Source organism: Shewanella marisflavi (assembly GCF_002215585.1).
GTDB classification, from domain to species: Bacteria; Pseudomonadota; Gammaproteobacteria; order Enterobacterales; family Shewanellaceae; genus Shewanella; species Shewanella marisflavi.
The window spans coordinates 2,135,228-2,154,540 of record NZ_CP022272.1; the positions used below are offsets into that span (position 1 = coordinate 2,135,228).

General features: G+C 45.8%; 18 protein-coding genes and 3 tRNA genes. 8 read left to right on the plus strand and 13 right to left on the minus strand.

Annotation, left to right across the window (positions count from 1 at the left end):
• Positions 1-152 precede the first annotated feature (152 nt).
• The 4 genes from CFF01_RS09340 (at position 153) to CFF01_RS09355 (ending at position 1,994) form a co-directional block, all read left to right on the plus strand.
• A tRNA-Gly gene (locus CFF01_RS09340) sits at positions 153-228 on the plus strand.
• 34 nt (positions 229-262) lie between these two features.
• A tRNA-Cys gene (locus tag CFF01_RS09345) sits at positions 263-336 on the plus strand.
• Between the two features lie 39 nt (positions 337-375).
• A tRNA-Leu gene (locus CFF01_RS09350) sits at positions 376-462 on the plus strand.
• Positions 463-800: 338 nt separating this feature from the next.
• A complete protein-coding gene (locus tag CFF01_RS09355) occupies positions 801-1,994 on the plus strand; it encodes an amino acid aminotransferase (RefSeq protein ID WP_088904613.1) in 1,194 nt (397 codons plus the stop codon).
• A 99-nt stretch (positions 1,995-2,093) separates the two neighbouring features.
• On the opposite strand, the gene yvcK is transcribed toward CFF01_RS09355, so the two are convergent.
• The gene (gene yvcK, locus CFF01_RS09360) at positions 2,094-3,005 is read right to left on the minus strand and encodes a uridine diphosphate-N-acetylglucosamine-binding protein YvcK (RefSeq protein ID WP_088904614.1); all 912 of its coding nucleotides are present in this window, start codon (positions 3,003-3,005) and stop codon (positions 2,094-2,096) included.
• 134 nt (positions 3,006-3,139) lie between these two features.
• On the opposite strand from yvcK, the gene CFF01_RS09365 reads away from it, so the two are divergent.
• The gene (locus CFF01_RS09365; protein ID WP_198387146.1) at positions 3,140-3,967 is read left to right on the plus strand and encodes a glucosaminidase domain-containing protein; all 828 of its coding nucleotides are present in this window, start codon (positions 3,140-3,142) and stop codon (positions 3,965-3,967) included.
• Positions 3,945-4,565, plus strand: a complete 621-nt coding sequence (locus tag CFF01_RS09370) for a DUF2987 domain-containing protein (protein WP_088904616.1) — start codon at positions 3,945-3,947, stop codon at positions 4,563-4,565. Before CFF01_RS09365 ends, CFF01_RS09370 begins: the two co-directional genes overlap by 23 nt.
• A 70-nt stretch (positions 4,566-4,635) precedes the next feature.
• Here CFF01_RS09370 and ttcA read toward each other — a convergent pair whose 3' ends face one another.
• The 11 genes from ttcA to ccoN all read right to left on the minus strand — a co-directional run bounded on the left by ttcA (position 4,636) and on the right by ccoN (position 14,573).
• Entirely contained in the window at positions 4,636-5,589 is a 954-nt protein-coding gene (gene ttcA / locus CFF01_RS09375) for a tRNA 2-thiocytidine(32) synthetase TtcA (RefSeq protein ID WP_088904617.1), read from the minus strand.
• An 84-nt stretch (positions 5,590-5,673) separates the two neighbouring features.
• Positions 5,674-6,606 carry a universal stress protein UspE gene (uspE, locus tag CFF01_RS09380; RefSeq protein ID WP_088904618.1) on the minus strand — a complete coding sequence of 311 codons (933 nt, stop codon included), beginning with the start codon at positions 6,604-6,606 and terminating at the stop codon, positions 5,674-5,676.
• A gap of 95 nt (positions 6,607-6,701) precedes the next feature.
• The gene (gene etrA / locus CFF01_RS09385) at positions 6,702-7,451 is read right to left on the minus strand and encodes an electron transport transcriptional regulator EtrA (protein WP_033538193.1); all 750 of its coding nucleotides are present in this window, start codon (positions 7,449-7,451) and stop codon (positions 6,702-6,704) included.
• A gap of 55 nt (positions 7,452-7,506) precedes the next feature.
• Positions 7,507-8,199, minus strand: a complete 693-nt coding sequence (locus tag CFF01_RS09390; protein WP_088904619.1) for a sulfite exporter TauE/SafE family protein — start codon at positions 8,197-8,199, stop codon at positions 7,507-7,509.
• Positions 8,196-8,381, minus strand: a complete 186-nt coding sequence (gene ccoS, locus CFF01_RS09395) for a cbb3-type cytochrome oxidase assembly protein CcoS (RefSeq protein ID WP_033538195.1) — start codon at positions 8,379-8,381, stop codon at positions 8,196-8,198. The genes CFF01_RS09390 and ccoS overlap by 4 nt, the downstream gene beginning before the upstream one ends.
• Entirely contained in the window at positions 8,378-10,777 is a 2,400-nt protein-coding gene (locus CFF01_RS09400) for a heavy metal translocating P-type ATPase (RefSeq protein WP_088904620.1), read from the minus strand. Before CFF01_RS09400 ends, ccoS begins: the two co-directional genes overlap by 4 nt.
• A gap of 6 nt (positions 10,778-10,783) precedes the next feature.
• Positions 10,784-11,263: a FixH family protein gene (locus CFF01_RS09405; RefSeq protein WP_088904621.1), complete on the minus strand. Its 480-nt coding sequence runs from the start codon at positions 11,261-11,263 to the stop codon at positions 10,784-10,786.
• 110 nt (positions 11,264-11,373) lie between these two features.
• Positions 11,374-12,342: a cytochrome-c oxidase, cbb3-type subunit III gene (gene ccoP / locus CFF01_RS09410; protein WP_033538235.1), complete on the minus strand. Its 969-nt coding sequence runs from the start codon at positions 12,340-12,342 to the stop codon at positions 11,374-11,376.
• A 2-nt stretch (positions 12,343-12,344) separates the two neighbouring features.
• Entirely contained in the window at positions 12,345-12,512 is a 168-nt protein-coding gene (locus tag CFF01_RS09415; protein ID WP_033538198.1) for a CcoQ/FixQ family Cbb3-type cytochrome c oxidase assembly chaperone, read from the minus strand.
• Between the two features lie 15 nt (positions 12,513-12,527).
• Entirely contained in the window at positions 12,528-13,133 is a 606-nt protein-coding gene (gene ccoO, locus CFF01_RS09420) for a cytochrome-c oxidase, cbb3-type subunit II (RefSeq protein ID WP_033538199.1), read from the minus strand.
• A 12-nt stretch (positions 13,134-13,145) separates the two neighbouring features.
• Entirely contained in the window at positions 13,146-14,573 is a 1,428-nt protein-coding gene (gene ccoN, locus CFF01_RS09425) for a cytochrome-c oxidase, cbb3-type subunit I (protein WP_033538200.1), read from the minus strand.
• A gap of 264 nt (positions 14,574-14,837) precedes the next feature.
• Between ccoN and CFF01_RS09430 the strand changes: the two genes are divergently transcribed.
• Entirely contained in the window at positions 14,838-15,320 is a 483-nt protein-coding gene (locus tag CFF01_RS09430) for a hypothetical protein (protein ID WP_033538201.1), read from the plus strand.
• Between the two features lie 54 nt (positions 15,321-15,374).
• Here CFF01_RS09430 and CFF01_RS09435 read toward each other — a convergent pair whose 3' ends face one another.
• Entirely contained in the window at positions 15,375-16,946 is a 1,572-nt protein-coding gene (locus CFF01_RS09435) for a DUF3369 domain-containing protein (RefSeq protein WP_088904622.1), read from the minus strand.
• A 337-nt stretch (positions 16,947-17,283) separates the two neighbouring features.
• Here CFF01_RS09435 and CFF01_RS09440 point away from each other — a divergent pair, with 337 nt between their 5' ends.
• Complete coding sequence (locus CFF01_RS09440) at positions 17,284-18,555, plus strand: tyrosine-type recombinase/integrase (RefSeq protein ID WP_408640506.1); 1,272 nt, start codon at positions 17,284-17,286, stop codon at positions 18,553-18,555.
• The last annotated feature ends 758 nt before the right edge of the window (positions 18,556-19,313 follow it).

Consider the following 19,313-nt stretch of genomic DNA (forward strand, 5'->3'; position numbering starts at 1 on the left):
AACACTCAGGTGATTATTGCAGCAAACGATGCGACAAAGGCCATTAATCTCTTAAATTTGCGTTGACTCTTTTTGTTAAATCGGTAGAATTCCTTTCCGCAGTCAGGGGAAAGTACACTAGTAATCACTTGATTGTCTAAAGCGTTTCAGTTGCGACATTAGCTCAGTTGGTAGAGCGATACCTTGCCAAGGTATAGGTCATCGGTTCGAACCCGATATGTCGCTCCAAATTTGCGGACTTACCGCAAATCGCTTCAAATAAGGCGCGATGGCAGAATGGCTATGCTGCGGATTGCAAATCCGTCGATCTCGGTTCGACTCCGGGTCGCGCCTCCACCTTTAGTTTTAACGTTAACTAACGGTAAAACACACTATGCCCGAGTGGTGGAATCGGTAGACACAAGGGATTTAAAATCCCTCGCTGGTAACAGCGTGCCAGTTCAAGTCTGGCCTCGGGTACCATCAATTGATGACAAAAAAGCCTCACATAGTGGGGCTTTTTTGTATCCAAAATATGTTCGATTCTTAATGTTTCACTCACCGCACCTTATAGATTTCACCTTATTAATTCGCGAGTTTACATTGTGATGTGACGGCGATCTCATATTATCGATTGTATTATAAATCGGCAAGTATTCTAATAATTCACTAAACTAATAGGGCATTTAGCTATAAATATTATGTTAATCCATAGGCGTTAAGAAAAATGTTGATATTGAAAAATATCCGCTATGAAGGGGCTTAAGACAATGGTATAACTAGCCGGAACCCTTCATATGATTACGTTTAGGAACACCATCATGATATTTAACCAGGTAGTACTGGCTCCCGCAGATCCCATTCTTGGTCTTACAGATGCTTTTAAGGCCGATCCTCGCGCAGATAAGGTTAATTTAGGTGTTGGTATTTATAAAGATGAATCAGGCCAAACCCCGATATTAAAATCCGTAAAATTAGCGGAGCAGAAGCTACTCGAAACAGAAACCAGTAAAAGTTATCTTGGTATCGATGGTGTTGGCGCCTATAACCTGGCTGTACAGGGGCTCTTATTTGGTAGTGATCATCAAGTCTTGCTTCATAAAAGAGCGGTTACTGCCCAGGCGCCCGGCGGAACAGGTTCGCTGCGTGTCGCCGCTGAATTTGTGGTTAGAAACACCTCAGCTCGTACCATCTGGGTCAGTAATCCGACGTGGGCAAACCACAACAATATTTTCCAATCTGCAGGGCTCACGGTAAAGCAATATGGCTACTATGATGCCGAGCGTCATGACATCGATTTTGATGCCATGCTCACTAGCCTTGAGCAGGCCAGTAGCGGTGATTTGCTGTTATTGCATGGATGTTGTCATAACCCAACAGGGATTGACCTTAATATCAGTCAATGGGAAGTGATCGCCCAGCTATGTGTTGATAAGGGGTTAGTGCCTTTATTTGATTTTGCCTATCAAGGATTTGGTGCAGGGGTGGAAGAGGACGCTCAGGGCCTGCGACTTGTCGCGAGTAAGGTACCTGAACTCTTGGTTGCTAACTCATTTTCGAAAAACTTTGGTCTCTATAACGAGCGTATAGGCGCAGTAACCTTGGTTGGCCAAGATGAAGAGATGGCTAAGCGCGCCTTCAGCCAGATTAAGAGTACGATACGCAGTAGCTATTCAAACCCACCTGCCCATGGTGCCTTGATTGTCGCGACAATTCTTGGCGATGCAGAGTTACGCCAGTTATGGGAGGAAGAGCTAACCCAAATGCGCGAACGTATCGCCGAGATGCGTGTGCTTTTCGTTGAAACCTTGGCTAAACAAGGTGTTCAGCAAGACTTTAGCTTCATCTCATCGCAAAACGGCATGTTTAGCTTCTCTGGCCTAAACAAAGATCAGGTTGCACGTCTTAAAGAGGAGTTTGGTGTTTATATCGTTGGTTCTGGCCGCATAAGTGTTGCAGGTATGACAAGGACCAATATGGATACCATTTGCAGTGCGATAGCTAAAGTGCTCTAGTTTAAACAACTGTATTAATAGAAAAGCCACAAAATGAGATTGTGGCTTTTCTATGCCTAAGTACTGCTATTCCTATACCTTGGCATTTAGGGCGGTATTTTATGCCAGTGCGCCGAGTCGCTCTGGTTCGACTATCAGTGATAGGGCATCAGCCAGAGCTTGCCTGTCGTGGAGTGCCTGATGGTGCCGACTGCGCAGCGGATAATAGGTAGTAATGCCCTTGCTGAGGTACTTATCGCCGTGACAAAGCACATGGTCCACTGATTTATTGCCTAACACTTGCTTAAACCAAGTAAGGCGCTGCTCTAAGCTAAAGTTTGCTGCTGCAGACGGTTCTTGGGTGAGATTGTCGATAAGAATAACTTTGGCGTTGGAGGCATGCAGAGCCCGGCTCAGTCTAGGAAGTAGTAGAGGTGGCATTATACTGGTGAGAAAACTGCCTGGTCCCAGGATGATCAGATCGGCATGTTTGACTGCCTCGCAGGCTTCCGGAGTCGCATCCACCATAGGTTCGAGTGAAAGTGCTATGGGCGCTTCACCGCTTTGGTCGACTTCAACTTCACCGAATATCCGTGTTCCAGAAGACTGAATCGCCACTAGGTGTGTGGGTTGCTCTGACATTGGAATAACCTTGGTCTCGATATTGAGTAGGCCACGGATAAGATTAACGGCATCTAAGGGACGCACACAGAGATCGTCAAGTGCCATTAGCACCAGATTTCCCAAGTTATGATTGGCCAGTTCACTACTGCCACCAAAGCGGTATTCAAACAGCTGTGAGCCCAGTGACGGACGGCTAGCAAGTTGTGACAGGCAATTACGCAGATCGCCCCAAGCTATACATTCTTGTTGTTCACGTAAACGTCCCGTTGAACCACCATTATCTGTAGTCGCTACTATGCCGGTGAGTTTAGGGCCAAGAAAAGAGAGTGATGATAAAACTCGGCCCAGTCCATGGCCGCCACCTATGGCGACTACATTATGAAATTGGTTGATAGCACTATCGCGCATTTGGGTTGTTCCTTCCTGAATCCCCATTCTATCTCTCAGCATTATAACCCAATCCCTCCATGGGTATAGCGGTTTTGTTCATGCCGTAGATAACATATAATGCCGACCAAGAGTATTTGTCGAGAGAGAAGAATTTGAGAACAGGTCACATCAATAAGTTGATATTATCTCTAGGTATTGTGGCACTCGCTGTTTTAGCAGTGAAGTTGTTTCTGATTGAGGGAAAACAGGATGACTCTCAGGAACCCGGCACAATACAGAAGAATCGGAGTCAGTATAGTGCTATACCCGATTTTCAGGCGATCAGCGATGTGTCGCAAAAAAAACAGGCCTTTTTCGATTTTCTACGACCCGCCATTCGTCATCATAATGCGGTCATTAGTGACGAACGCAAATTTTTACTGCAATCCAGACAGCACCTACAGAACAGTCAGCCACTGTCTGAGGCGGAAGATTATCGTATTCTTCAGTTGGCTAGTAAGTATCAATATTCGATGCGCAGCGCCACTCTCAACACCCTGGATGAGCTGTTAAAGCGTGTCGATACCCTTCCCGAAGATCTGGTGTTGATCCAGGCGGCTAACGAGACAGGATGGGGGAGTAGTCGCTTTGCTAGAGAGGGCATGAACTTTTTCGGTCAGTGGTGCTTTAAGAAGGGCTGTGGATTGGTGCCACAATCGCGTAGTGAAGGGCTTCGTCATGAAGTAGCGGTGTTTAAGAGTGTCGAAGATTCTGTTGGATCGTATATGCGTAATCTTAATTCCAACGCGGCTTATTCGTTATTAAGATCCATTCGAGCCGATCTACGCGCTCAAAATCAACCCGTTAGCGCAGAGAAGTTGGTTTATGGGTTAATGAACTATTCTGAGCGTCAGGAAGCCTATATCGAAGAGCTGCTTGACATGTTACGTCATAATAATCAATTTTTGGTGGAAAATCATGAAGAAAGGCCTGCTGTTTAGTTGCTTGGTATTGGCAACCAGTGTTGTTCAGGCAACGCCCATTTCGTTAGAGTACCAGGGCTTCTATCAAAGAATGAAGCAGATGAATAAGGGGAATTATTCGCTAATTGATATCGCATTTTCGGTACCTAAAGCGAACGGTTGCTTGATAGAGCAGGGGTCTATCACCACCGAGAAGCGTCATTATCCTTTGACCATCTCGGCAGATCAACGCCTCTATATTCCCTTTGATGAGACATTAAAGTCAGAGCGTGCCTTGATCAATCTACAGATGAAAAATGACGTTACCCGATGTGGCGTAGCGATGCAGATAAGGGCTAAATCGCCTGGCGAACACTATTCACAACCAGCGTTGAATGAGTTGGCTACCCAGATGAATGAGCTGCTTAAGCAGATGCAGGGATTTCCAATGAAATATTTCGCCAATGATATTGCAGGGCTAAGTATTGAATTTGCAGGCGAAGCCAAGGTGACGCTAGATGATAAGGTAGAGACGGTAAACGGAAATTATCGTTTATCCAGCGATGCAATAGCATCACTTGAGAGCCTCTCGTTTAGCGAAGTGCCTAAGGTGATCAGCCCTTGGGTCACTGAGTGATCCCTGTTTTTGAATAGTCAGTGTATTGTAAAAAGCCCTCATAACGAGGGCTTTTTACATTTAGCAACTGCTAGGGAACATAGGTGCTGACTACGTCAATTTTTAAGGCGTCGCTGCTGCGTTTTGCTGCATCCAAATCGATATGACCGCTGTTGGCCAGATCCAGGAAGTCAAACGCAGGGAGATCAGATTCTGCTACATCACCTTTCATCGGCGCGTTGGGATCTTGCTTTAGAGAGACAAAATCGAACTGGTCTCTATCCACACCTTGGGATGGGCTGGTGTTTTGCATGGCAGTAAAGATAGTCTCGATACGGCCGGGGAACTGTTTGTCCCAACTCTTAAGCATCTCTTTGACAGCGGCGCGCTTAAGGTTTTCCTGTGAACCGCACAGGTTACATGGAATGATAGGAAATGCCTTTAGCTCTGCATATTCGGCAATATCCTTTTCACGGCTGTAGGCGAGGGGACGGATCACCACATTGGCACCATCGTCTGACAGTAGCTTAGGCGGCATCGCCTTGAGCTTTCCTGCATAAAACATGTTGAGGAACATGGTTTCAATAATATCGTCTCTATGATGACCAAGTGCTATCTTAGTGGCGCCTATTTTCTGTGCGAAACCATAGAGGGTACCGCGACGCAAACGACTGCATAATGAACAGGTGGTTTTGCCCTCTGGGATCTTATCCTTGACGATAGAATAGGTATCCTTTTCCAGAATATGATAAGGCACTTTCAGACTGTCTAGGTAGGCCGGTAAAATATCTTCGGGAAAGCCGGGTTGCTTTTGATCCAGGTTGACTGCCACGAGATTAAACTTGATTGGCGCTCTAAGCTGAAGATTTATCAAGATATCCAGCATGGCGTAGCTGTCCTTTCCGCCGGAAAGACAGCACATGACGGTATCTCCCTCCTCAATCATGTTGTAATCGGCAATGGCAATGCCGACTTCGCGGCGCAAGCGCTTTTGAAGTTTGTTGAGCCGAGTTAACTGCTTTTTCGAGAGGGTTTCTTCAGACATAATAAAAAACGCGCCTAGTATCGTAAAATTCTGGGCGCGTAGTATAGCGTAAACATCAGGGCTAAAGAAAGATAGCCCGGAGGATCAATCCTCTTCGAGTGGCGACTTATAACCATCTGGTTTGATGGCTAACAGATCGCAGTTGATGCTGTCTATCACATGCTCTGCGGTATTGCCGATAAGGGCAGCTGAAAAACCGGTGCGACCGACAGTACCCAAAATGACCAATTCAGCATCAAGTTGCTCGGCAAGTTCAGGGATCACATCTTCAGGCAAGCCCTCTTTGATATGACAAAAATCGCTGGAGATGCCGTAATTGTTGGCGAGATAGCAAACACGTTGCTCGTGCTGCATGCGAATAGTTTCGCTATAGGTATGGGCGTCAAAATCGGGAAGTTCAATTGCTAGGTTTACAGGTGTACCAGGATAACCGTTGACAAGGTGAACTTGAGCGTCAAACTTCTTCGCCAGATCTATCGCATGTTCGATAATCTTGCCATTTAGGGTTTGGTGATCGTCATCTTCAGATGCCACGTTGATCGCGCATAAAATTTTACCCGCGACTGGCCAGTCATGTTCTTTCACTAAAAGGACTGGGACAGGCGCTTTACGCATTAAATGCCAGTCTGTTGGCGTAAAGATCACCGACTTGAGTTTATCATGTTCATGAGTGCCCTTAACGATAAGGTCATAACCGCCTGCAATAGCGTGTAAGATGATGCTTTCAAAGGGGCGGTTATGCCAGATCACTTCGCTGTCTATCGTCACACCGCTCTCTTTGTAATTGACGAGAATATCATCTAGCCAAGCACGGCGCTGCGCAATGACACCTTGACGCATCGCTTCACGTTCATGGCCCGAAAGAATCGAAGTCATCTCGTAGGAAAAATCAAAAATGGAGAGAAATACGGTAATAGACGCTTGGTTTTTAGAGGCGAGTTCGACAGCTCTGGCGAGGGCAGATTGCTTATCGCTTGTTGGATCCACTACAACAAGGATTTTATTATAGTCCTTCATAGATTTTTCCTTTATCTGATGTGGTACTTAAATAATGGTCGATATAGGGCAAATTGCTTTGTTTTAGATCAAATTTGCCCTCAAAATCGACTAAATCAGCGGCCTATCTTATTGTTGCCAGCTAACTTATTGAGTGAGTCAAAATCGACTATGGTAATGTACTTCCCTTTTACCTCAATCAATTCTGCTTTTTGAAAACGGCCTAATAGGCGGCTGATGGTCTCTACGGTTAAACCAAGATAATTACCTATGTCTCCACGCGTCATGGTGAGACGGAACTCTTTAGGAGAGAAGCCCCTGCTACCGAAACGATTGGCAAGGTTGCTGATGAAAGCGGCTAATCGCTCTTCGGCATTTTTCTTACTCAGTAATAAGATCATCTCTTGATCGCTTTGGATCTCATTACTCATCAGACGCATAATTTGCTGTCTGAGTTTTGGCATGGTACCTGAGAGCTCATCTAAGGTATCGAAAGGAATTTCACACACCATTGAAGTTTCTAATGCTTGGGCAAAACTTTGGTGGGTCTGTGAATGGATACCGTCAAAACCTATCACGTCACCGGCCAGATGGAAGCCCGTGATCTGCTCGTCACCTTGCTCTGTGATGGTATAACTTTTTATGGTGCCAGAACGGATCGCATAGAGAGATTTCAGTGAGTCTCCAGACTTAAAAATCTGCTCGCCTTTTTGTATTGGCTTCTTACGTTCTATGATCTCATCAAGTTGATCTAGCTCGTTATTATTCAACGTGAAAGGGATACATAAAGTGCCCATGCTGCAGTCATGACAATGAATGGCGCATCCGGGACTAGCCGAACGACGACTTTTAATATTATCTGTCATAATCTCTCTCGAATTTCACAATTAGGCTTATGTTAAACTAATTTAATAGTCACAGCTAGCCTAGCTGTGCAAATGCAATATACAAAGTTTGTATGCCAAAGCTTACTAGAATAAGCCCACCGAATATGCGGACTTTGCGTTGTTGAACCAACTGGGCGAAGTAGCGCGCCGCGACCCCTGCACTGACCAAGGCGGGTAGGGTACCTAGACCAAATGCGGCCATAATGAGGGCACCTTGCTGTGCGGAATTCGCCGCTACGGCCCAGGTTAACGTGCTGTAAACCAGGCCACACGGAAGCCAGCCCCACAATAATCCTGCCGCGAAGGCGTGTTTTAAATCAGTAATAGGTAGCAATTTGTTGGCAACCGGGCTTATCAAGCGCCACAGCCACTTGCCTACTCGTTCAATCTGCACCACGCCAGCCCATATTTGCGCAATATAGAGTCCGGTAATGATCATCATTACACCGGCAAATACGCGCATGCTGACTAAATAGGCGTCCAGGCTAAACAGAGTTGAAAGTAAACTTGCTGAGCCACCCACTAAGGCACCGGCTAAGGTGTAGCTAATGATGCGGCCAAGGTTATAGCTGAGGATAAATTTAAGCTGACCAAGCAGAATATTATCCGAGGCTCGTCTGGGAAGTTGTTGAGAGAAGGCGCCCACTAAACCACCACACATACCGATGCAGTGGCCAGCACCCATTAGCCCCACTAAAAAGGCGCCGGTTATGGTGAAGTCAATCAATGCGGTTGCTGCTCGTCTTGCTGGCTATTCGTTTTGGGTTTGATGTCATCATCAAACAAGATAGAGACACTTTGACGGTCAAGATCGTCAAACTGTTCAGATTTTACGGCCCAGAAAAAGATCCCTACGGCAACCAGCACAAACAGCATGGCAATGGGGATCAGTACATAGATAATACTCATAAACGAACCTTTAGTAGTCTTAGGCTATTGGCAACCACAATTAATGAGCTGGCCGACATGCCAATCGCAGCAATATAGGGTAACACGTGTCCGGTTACCGCTAAAGGAATGATAAGCAGATTGTATCCTAGTGCCCATAACAGATTCTGCCTAATTATTTGCTCTGTCATCTTGGCGATGCGTACCGCTTGTGGAAAACGAGACAGCTGATCTCCGAGCAAAATTAGATCGGCACTGTTTTTGGCGATATCGGCGCCGCTACCCATGGCAATCGAGAGATTGGCGCCGGCTAACACTGGTGCATCGTTAACACCATCGCCAAACATAGCCACTTGCTTGCCTTGATCTTTTAGCTGGTTAATCAGCGTCAGTTTATCCTGGGGCTTAAGACCTTTATGGAGCGCCGTAATACCAACTTCGTGAGCGACCTGCTCAACGTGCTCGCTTGTATCGCCACTGGCTATACAGGTGGCAATTCCCATCGTTTTTAGCGTGTCTACGGTTGCCTTCGCATCGTCTCTTACGGTATCACTAAGCGTAAAGCCAGCGATGAGGTGATCTTGAGTCGCCAGATAGACATTCGCTAGGTTGTCGGCAGCTTGAATTTGGGTTTGGTCAAGAATAAACGCGGCGCTACCTAAGTAATATTGCTGCTGATTAACCTTTGCCAGAACACCTGAGCCGGCAATATATCGGTTCTCCGTCACCTGATCATCTTGGCGATAAAAAGGGGCAAATGCCTTAGCGATGGGATGGATAGATTGTGATTCCATGGCAGCGCTAATGGCTAGAGCCTCTTCTTGGCTCATGGTATGAAAAAGGTGAGTTTGGTTTAAGGTCAGACTGCCGCAAGTTAATGTGCCTGTCTTATCAAATACCACCTGGTCGACTTTAGGCAGTTTTTCGAACACGCCACCACGACGGGCGACAACCCCCAAGCGCGTGAAGAGCCCGGTTGCGCAGGTGACCGCCGTGGGCGTCGCCAGTGCCAAGGCACAAGGGCAGGTAGCGACAAGTACAGAAAGCGTTACCCAAAAGGCATCTTCAGGCCAATAGTGTTTCCACACCAGATAGGTGAGGGCGGCGATCACTAAAATGGTCCAGGTGAAATAGTTAGAAATGGTATCGACATAGAGGGCCACTCTAGGCTTGTTATTCGACGCTGCTTCTTGCAATCGAATGATTTCGGCTACTAATTGGTCCTGGCCAGTCGCGGTGACCACAACCTTTATAGGGTGGTCGACATTGATGGTGCCAGCATACACCTGGCTGGTTAAATGCTTAGTCACAGGCATCTGCTCGCCGGTCAGCATGGCCTCGTTGACACAGCTTGAACCTTCGATAATGTCACCATCGGCTGCAATCACTTCCCCTGGTTTTATCATGATGATATCGCCAGTCTTAAGGCGCTTTGCCGGGACTTCAGATTGCTCACCTCGTTCATCGAGCAAATTGGCCGTCAGAGGAATGAGTTTATGCAGGTTGTTGGAACTGATGGAAGCCTTTTGGCGAGCATTTTGTTCGAAATAGCGCCCAAGTAATAGAAAGAAGGTAAACATGCTGACGGATTCGAAATAAACTTCTCCGTCGCCGGAAACGGTTGCTATACAGCTGGCAATATAGGCTCCACAGATCGCTATAGAAACCGATACATCCATATTGAGACGCCCCGACAACATAGAGCGAAGCGCGCTGAAATAAAAAGGCTGTGCGGAGTAAAACACCACTGGCGCGGCGAAAATCATGCTGACCCAGCGGAAATAGTCTCTAAATTCCACATCGAGGTCGGTGAAGTAATCGGAATAGAGTGCCAACGCAAACATCATCACCTGCATGGTGGCAAATCCAGCTAGCCCCAGTCTCAACAGGAACTTGCGGCTATTTTTCTTACTTTGGATCTCTTGGTCATCGACCTGATAGGGAGCGGCCTGATACCCGATTTGGCTTATCTGCAGTAGAATCTCGCTCAGTTTTATTACCTTAGGATCCCAGCTCACTTGAGCACGTTCTGTTGTGGTATTAACTGAGATCTTGTTGATCCCTTTTATGTGTTGCAGTTTGTGCTCGATAAGCCAGGCGCAAGCGGCGCAGGTAATACCATCTATGGTCAATGAAGTGCTGGCACTTTCGTTGCCCTGATGGACGAAATCTTGCTGAACTTCTTCGAGATCAAATGCCGAGAAGCTACTGAGCTCTTCGGGCACCAGGGCGGTCTGCTTGCTACCGGGCTCGGTGCGATATTTGTAATAGTTAGTTAATCCAGCGTCTATGATAGCGGCTGACACGGCTTGGCAGCCAGGACAACACATAGGCTCCAATACGCCATCGATAAGGGTTTCGAATTGGCGACCCGTGGTAACGGGTTCGCCACAGTGAAAACAGTTTAACGAGTCCATGAATGGCTAGTTTAACCAATATTGATTGTTATCTTTTAGCTCTAGACGTTTTTGGATGCGCCAGGACCGATCAAAACCTTCTAATCTGACTTCCCAGCTGCCTGTAATGGGCTTAGCTAGCTTAACGCGATAGACCTGAGCACCATCAGCGGTTGCAACCTGGGCGAAATCTTTCTTTTGTAGGGTAGGATGATAAAACTCGACATTAAGCGCTGCAGCATAAGGCTCGCCGCCGTGCTGGGTGAGGGTGATCTCGTCGTCACTAAGTTGTAATTCAAACTGAAGCCCCAATTGCTTGGCATGTTTGATCTTACGTAAATCCATATTAATGGCTTTGCCGTCTTTGTAATAATCTTCTGACACTAAAGAGTCTTTATTTTCGATCGCGAGAAGCATGAGGTTAACACTGGCAAACACGGCGCAAAGCGGCAAAATAATCAGAAACCAAGGCCAAAACTGTTTATACCAAGCTTGTGGTTTTTTCATGGGTACTACCTGTTATTTTTGTTGGCCATATCTTACCGTTAAATGATGTTTATGGCACTTAAAAAAAAGGCCTCGATCTGTCTCGAGGCCTTGGTGTTACTTAAATGTAATTACTTGTTTGACAAGCTATAAACATATGCTGTGATGACGTGAACTTTCTCTTCGCCCAAGACATCTTTCCAGGCTGGCATCACACCAGAACGCCCATTTTTGATGCTTTCTTGGATCACGCCACGGCTGCCACCGTATAACCAAATGTTATTCGTCAGGTTAGGGGCACCCATAAACTTGTTACCTGTGCCGTCCATGCCATGACAGGCAAAACAACCTTTCATGAATGACGCCTGACCTTGGGCCGCTAGCGCTTCGTCATGCTCCTGACCAGCAAGTTTCACTACGTATTCAGCAAGACCTTTAAGCTCGCTGTCTTCGATAGGTAAACCGCCTTTTGGAGGCATCATGCCGTGACGACCGTTCATGATAGTGGTTTTGATGGTAGCCAAATCACCGCCATATAACCAATCACCATCTGTCAGGTTAGGGAAGCCCTTGCTACCGCGCGCGTCACTACCGTGGCACTGTGCACAGTTTTGCAGGTACAAACGACCACCTACTTTCAGAGCTTCTTCGTTTTTCACTAGCTCTTCAAGGGGCGTAGCCAAATAAGCTTCAAAAATTGGGCTGTACTTAGCGTTAGCTTTCTCAACTTCTTTATCGTATTGAACCCAACGATTCTCTTGCTTAGCCAGCTCAGTGGCAGCGGCAGAGTCAGCCTTGATACCTTGTTCGGTACCAATACTTTGGTTTGAGCTCGACCAGCCTAAGAAACCTTTAAAGTTACCTAGACCTGGATATAGCGCTAAGTAAACCACACCAAAGACGATGGTGATGTAGAACATATAACTCCACCATTTAGGCAGTGGGTTATTGATCTCTTCAATACCGTCAAAGCTGTGACCCATTGATTTGCCTTCTTCAACACCGGTAGTGTTTTTAGAGACAACAAACAGTAGGATGAAACATCCCGCGATTACCACAATTGTGAGTACGGTAATCCAAATACTCCAGAAGCTACTCATCATCACTTATGTTCTCCTGAGTCCTTGCTTTTCTCTTCATCAGAGAAAACAAGGTTAGCGGCTTCGTCAAATTGAGCCTTACGACGACCGCTATAAGCCCATGCAAAAATACCGACAAACGTCACCATGACAACAATGGTAATAATCCCTTGTACTGTGCCGTAATCCATATTCATGCCTCCAATTTATTTCAGTGCGTGACCTAGCGACTGCAGGTATGCAATTATTGCTTCCATCTCAGTTTTACCTTCAACAGCCTTCTTGGCATTGTCGATCTCTTCCTGAGTGTAAGGCACACCGAAACCGCGGAACACTTCCATCTTCTTAGCTGTGAGTTCGCCATCGAGGACGTTGTCAGCTAGCCAAGGGAAGGCAGGCATGTTTGATTGTGGTACTACTGCACGTGGATCCAACAGGTGAACTTCATGCCACTTGTCGCTGTAACGACCACCAACACGAGCCAAATCTGGACCCGTACGCTTAGAGCCCCATAGGAATGGGTGATCCCAAACGGATTCACCGGCAACAGAGTAGTGGCCATAACGCTCAGTTTCTGCACGCAGAGGACGGATCATCTGGCTGTGACAGCCAACACATCCTTCACGGATATAGATGTCGCGACCTTCTAGCTCCAGTGCAGTATAAGGACGTAGTCCATCAACTGGCTCTGTTGTATCTTTTTGGAAAAGCAGGGGAGTGATCTGTACCAAACCGCCAATACTGATGGCAATCACGGTAAAGATACCCAGCAGACCGATGTTTTTCTCGACTATCTCATGATTAAATTTCATCAAATCTACTCCTTATGCTTCAGCTAGTGCTGGCAACGATTCTTTTGGTGCTTTTACTGTCTTAAACACGTTGTATGCCATTAGTAGCATACCTGTGACGAAGAACAGGCCACCTAAGAAACGGACAAAGTAGAATGGGTATGACGCTTCCAAAGCTTCAACGAAGCTGTAGGTTAAGGTTCCGTCAGAGTTTACTGCACGCCACATTAGACCTTGCATAACACCCGAAATCCACATTGAAACGATGTAGAGAACGGTACCGATTGTCGCTAACCAGAAGTGAACGTTAATCAGCTGAGTGCTGTACATACGGCCATGACCGTAAACCGCAGGAATAAGGTGGTAAAGCGAACCGATTGAAACCATAGCTACCCAGCCTAGCGCGCCTGAGTGAACGTGACCAACAGTCCAGTCGGTGTAATGAGATAACGCGTTCACTGTCTTAATCGCCATCATTGGACCTTCAAAGGTCGACATGCCGTAGAAAGAGAGAGAAACGATAAGGAAACGCAGTACAGGGTCAGTTCTAAGCTTATGCCATGCACCAGATAGCGTCATAATACCGTTGATCATACCACCCCAAGAAGGTGCAAATAGGATCAGCGACATCACCATACCCAGTGATTGTGTCCAGTCTGGTAGCGCAGTGTAATGTAGGTGGTGCGGACCCGCCCAGATATACAGTGCAATCAATGCCCAGAAGTGAACGATTGATAGACGATAAGAATAAACAGGACGACCAGCTTGCTTAGGCACGAAATAGTACATCATACCTAGGAAACCAGCTGTCAACAGGAAGCCAACGGCGTTGTGGCCATACCACCATTGCACCATGGCATCGACGGCGCCAGAGTATAATGAGTATGACTTGAACAGGCTGACAGGTACTGCCATAGAGTTAACGATATGCAGTACAGCTACCGTGATGATAAAGGCACCAAAGAACCAGTTTGCCACATAGATGTGCGACGTGGTTCGCTTAACGATTGTGCCAAAGAACACAACGGCATAGGCAACCCATACTATGGTAATAGCGATATCGATAGGCCATTCCAATTCGGCGTATTCTTTACTGCTGGTTAAACCAAGCGGTAGAGTAATAACGGCTGAAAGAATAATGGCTTGCCATCCCCAGAATGTAAATGCAGCTAGCTTAGGTGCAAATAGGCGGGTTTGGCAGGTACGCTGGACGATATAATAGGATGTTGCAAATAACGCTGAAGTACCAAACGCGAAAATCACGGCATTGGTGTGCAGAGGTCTTAGACGACTGTACGTGAGCCAGGGAGTTTCGAAGTTAAGTTGTGGCCAGATTAACTGGGCCGCGATCAATACACCTACCGTCATACCAATAATGCCCCACAATACTGTGGTAAGGGCAAATTGGCGGACAACAGTGTAATTGTAATCAGCGCCTTGAGGCTGGGAATGGTTCATCATATTGCTTCCACTGCTTATTACTTATACTTATTGTTTGAGTAAAGTGGCACTTTACCCGGTAAAATGACATCAAAGGCTTGTTTCCCTACGAAACAACCATGACTGTGTCAATGTGTTACACAACATTAACGCAAATTAATGCCGAGTAACGCAATGATACTTGAGCAATATCAAAAAAGATAGGAATTATGCGGCATCCATTATTGATCCAGATCAAACTACCTGGATAGAATGTAAACACTATGATTCAAAAGGTTAATAATTGTGCTATCAAAATGGCGTTCCCCTGATTTATGGCGTTTAGCCGGACTTATTGTTACTTTGCTGCTTTGTGGTTGCGAACCATCAGAAAAACAATTACCAAAGCTTGACCAAAACGCTACCAAAACCCCCTTTGAAATTGACCAGACACTATGCGACTTTAGCCAAAAGACCTGCGACAGAGAGCTAAGCGGCCAACGGATCTCATTGGCTATTTCGCCAGAAAATACCCCTAGTGAAAAGCCCTTGCAGGTGACCTTAACCAGCAGTGTCGCTTTAGAAGAGTTATCGGTAAGGGTAGAAGGAAGAGATATGTTTATGGGGGTTATCCCTGTTAAGTTAAGCCAAACAGGTAAAAACACCTATCAAGGTCCGCTAATATACGGTTCATGCAGCAGTGATTATATGGTGTGGCGACTTATCGCTAGCTTTAAAATCCAAGGTGAAGCCAAGGTGGTTATGTTTGATTTTTTAGCCGATAGCTAAGTAGAGGCCACTGACACCCGCTTTTAACGCAGTCTATTAGTGGCCAAGGTATACTTAGTTTTTATCACTCAGTGCCAGCCTAACCTTATTAAATATTTCAATATTATCGATAAAGAGATGCGCTAACTTGGGGTCAAAATGACTGCCAGCGTTGCGAGCGATCTCTTCAATCACCTCTTCGATTGGCCACGCAGGCTTATAACAGCGCTCATGAGACAGGGCATCGAAAACATCGGCAATGGCCACGATTCGTGCAAAGATATGAATTTCTTCTCCTTTTAAGCCAGAAGGATAGCCACTTCCGTCGTATTTTTCATGATGCTGTAATGCAATTATCGCTGCGGCATTTAGGATTGGACGTTCTGACTTACCGAGAATTTGGTGTCCAATAGCTGGGTGTTGGCGCATGATCTCCCACTCTTCAGGCGTTAGTTTTCCAGGCTTTAATAGCACTGAGTCTGGCGTGGCAATTTTACCTATGTCATGCATAGGGGAGGCGTGCTTTAGCAGCCCCGCCTGCTGCTCGTCCAGTCCTGCCAGCTTTGCCAGTTGATAGCAATATTCGGCCATCCGCTTGACATGGTTTGCGGCTTCCTTTGAACGGCTCTCAACGACATCACCCAGCCTAAAAATAAGCTCAGATTGGGTGTCTTCCAACTCCTTATTGAGTAACAGGTTCTCAAACGCAACCCCCACATTAATGGCAAAGATATCGATAAGCTTTTTATCAAGGTCGCCAATGGCGTGAATATTGTCCATGTAGAGCAAGTTGATCCAGCCGCTTTTTGCAGGAAAATAGCCCACGAAAAGATTATCTTCATATAAGCAGGTTTGCTCTTTTAACGCACGCTTTAACAGCTTTTCAATGGGTTCTGGAATCACTTGTTCATGGTGTGCGGCAAACTGTCCAGTGCCCGCCAGTATGTGCAATTTGTCAGGGCTAAGATCCTGACTCATGGCGTCGATAGCATTACAGGTCAGCAGTAAGGTTTCGTTGTTAAGGTTGAGTAGGTTGGCGACTTGCGTTAATAGCCCATCGGCAAAGTGATGTAAGGTGCGCAGCTCAAACAGGCCGGAGGTTGCTTTAAGTACACGCTCAAGTCCTTCCCGGTAGCGGATTTGAGCCATCTTCGCAGCTTCAATCTCCATGATATCCCGATAACTTCTCAGTGCGGAATAGACGCTGGTAATAAGCTTTCGCGAATCAAGTTCTGCCTTTGCTTTATAGTCATTGATATCGTAATTAACGATCACATCTTCTTCTGGAGCTTGACCGGGCTGCCCTGTGCGGAGGATAAGCCGGATGTTCTTGTTTTTATTTTCTTCCCTAATCCATTTAACCAACTCGAGGCCGGCGTGATCGCTTTCCATGACGACATCAATGAAAGCCATGGCGACGTCCTGCTCTTCTAGAAGAATGCGTTTAGCTTCTTCACCGCTATAGGCGTTGATGAATTCGATGCCACGGTGATCGAGTTTAAATCGTGACAAAGCGAGTTTAGTGACGGTATGAACATCGGGCTCGTCATCGACTATCAGTATGCGCCAGGCCGGTCCAGATTCTGCTTCGATTGATTTCTTTTTACCAGAAAACAGTGGACTCTTTTTTGCCATATCAATCAGCATCCGTTTCCCTCATTGGTTAACTCACTTGATCTTAGTTATTAGTGTAGTAACTGGTGCTACATTTGGCTGGGAAACTAGATAAAATTACAGAACAATTTAGGTATTTAGTAATTTTTTACTCACTTGGAGGTATTTCATTATCATAAGTGGTTATAGCGTCCGTTAGACGCTTCAATAGGAGAGAAAATGGTCTTTAATGCTAGATTAGATATTGGCTTATTGCTTGCGCCAGTCACAGAGCAGAAATATATCATCCGCTTTTTTCTTTATAATTGTTATAGTTAGACCGGACTAACTTTTCTTACATCGCTTTGTCGTTTCACAGGAGTATATCCGATTGCAGACTTTGCCTCTTTTTGAGTCCAGTGAGTATATCGATGCTGGCAACCCCATTATCAATCAGCATATTACGGCGTTAGCCATGGGTGGTATAGAAGATGCGGCCTTAGTCTACGAATTAGCGAGTGATCTGCTTTTTGCTCAGCGAGATAATGAAAACAGTTACAAGAGTTTTCGAAGTGAAATAACCAGCTTTTTGCATTGGTGCTTCGACGTGTGCCAGGTTTCACCCGCGAACGTGACTCGTCGAGATATGGATAGGTTTGTGGCCTACTGCCAATCACCGCCAACGGCATTGATAGGTTACTTTAATGTCGCTCAGTTCAAATTTGATAAGTTAACTCAGACCCGAATCCCTAACCCCAATTGGCGACCCTTTGTCGGTAAGAAAAACCAACCTTATCAATTAAGTGACAATGCTTTAAAAACCAAGATGGCTATATTGTCATCCTTTTACGGCTTTCTTATGGCTGAAGATTATTGTGAACGTAATCCTGCCCAAGCCTGGATGAATCACTCCAAGTTTGCGCACAAACGCAAATTTCAACTGAGCGAAGAGGAGGGCGGTGGACTCGCGTTTTCTGAGTTGCAGTGGTCCTACGTTATCTCTACGGTTGAAAAACTGGCTAAGCAAAACCCAGAAACGCACCAACGGAGTTTATTCCTTATTAAGCTGATTTACGGATGCTACTTAAGGGTTTCCGATGTCAGTGCGCGAGCGGGTTACAGTCCCATCATGGGGCAGTTTAAGCAGCATCAGCAGACGGGGATTTGGCATTTCCATATACCAAAGAGTAAAGGGGGCAAGGCGCGTCAAATACCCTTGTCAAATGAGCTATTGGCTGCGTTAAAAGCGTATCGAGCTTATTTAGGGTTGACTCAGTTGCCGACTTATCAAGAACAAACCCCTATCTTTATAAGACACAGGGCAGCCGGTCGTGGCCGAGACGCTGGTTTGGTCACTGCAAACTTGGGGATCCGACAGGTGAGAGAAGAGGTTCAGCATCTCATTGAACAGGCCGCCAATAGCGCAGAAAATGATGGATTAATCCAAGATGCTGAATCCATGCGCCAATTGACCGTTCACAATATCCGCCATACGGGGATAACTCATGATATCAATCTGAATCGAAGGCCTTTATCTCATGTTCAGGCTGATGCGGGGCACGAGAGTATTGACACAACGTCACAATATTTACATACCTCGCAAGCCGAAAGGCATCAAAGTGCTGCGAATAAACCTATGGACAGATTGGCAGGGATTGATTGACCAAAATAATGAAAAGAAGTAACGGCACAAAAATAACGATGACCGGGTGTCATTATTTTAATTCAAGTAATGCCGATAAGTCTCATTATCGGCATTTCAATAAAATCCGAGTTTATGTGCATCTAGCACTAATCTATTAGCATTGCTTTACCTGTTGGTTCAACGTGATCAAGGTTAGGTGCCCAAGGTTACTTGCCAGATTTGAATCATGTAGTGGGCCATTTTATGTATCGCCAGTAATGGTGCTCGCAATAAATCGCTTATGAGGGTTGCTCTTATCTGTTCGAGCGCGCTTAACCTTGCCACTGAGTTTACCTATGCATTGCGTTTACCTATGATAAATCTTGGCATTACCGCTAAGGATTGGCACGCAATAATTCAATGCTTTCCAGTATTCATTGCTCTCAGGTTTTGCAAAGAATTCTTGCTTTACAGCGATTAGCACTAAAACAGTGTTAATCATGAAATGTTGTTGGGCTCCAACATAAAGGCCATGTTAAGCGTTAGATAAAACGGTTTTTACTGGCATCTAAAATAATCCTTCATCTATAGCGCGTCGCTACGTGCATGAAATTATATCTCTAGGGGGATTACCACTCAGAATTCACGTAGCAACGCGTGTCAGAATCACAAAATGTTCAAATAAGTTCGTGGCTTAGGTTGGCTGGTTAACGATATTCAATGAAATGATAGTTCGCTAAAGGGTAATAGCGGTTAGTTGTCATGGGCCTTATCAACAAAAGCGTCGAGAAATAAGA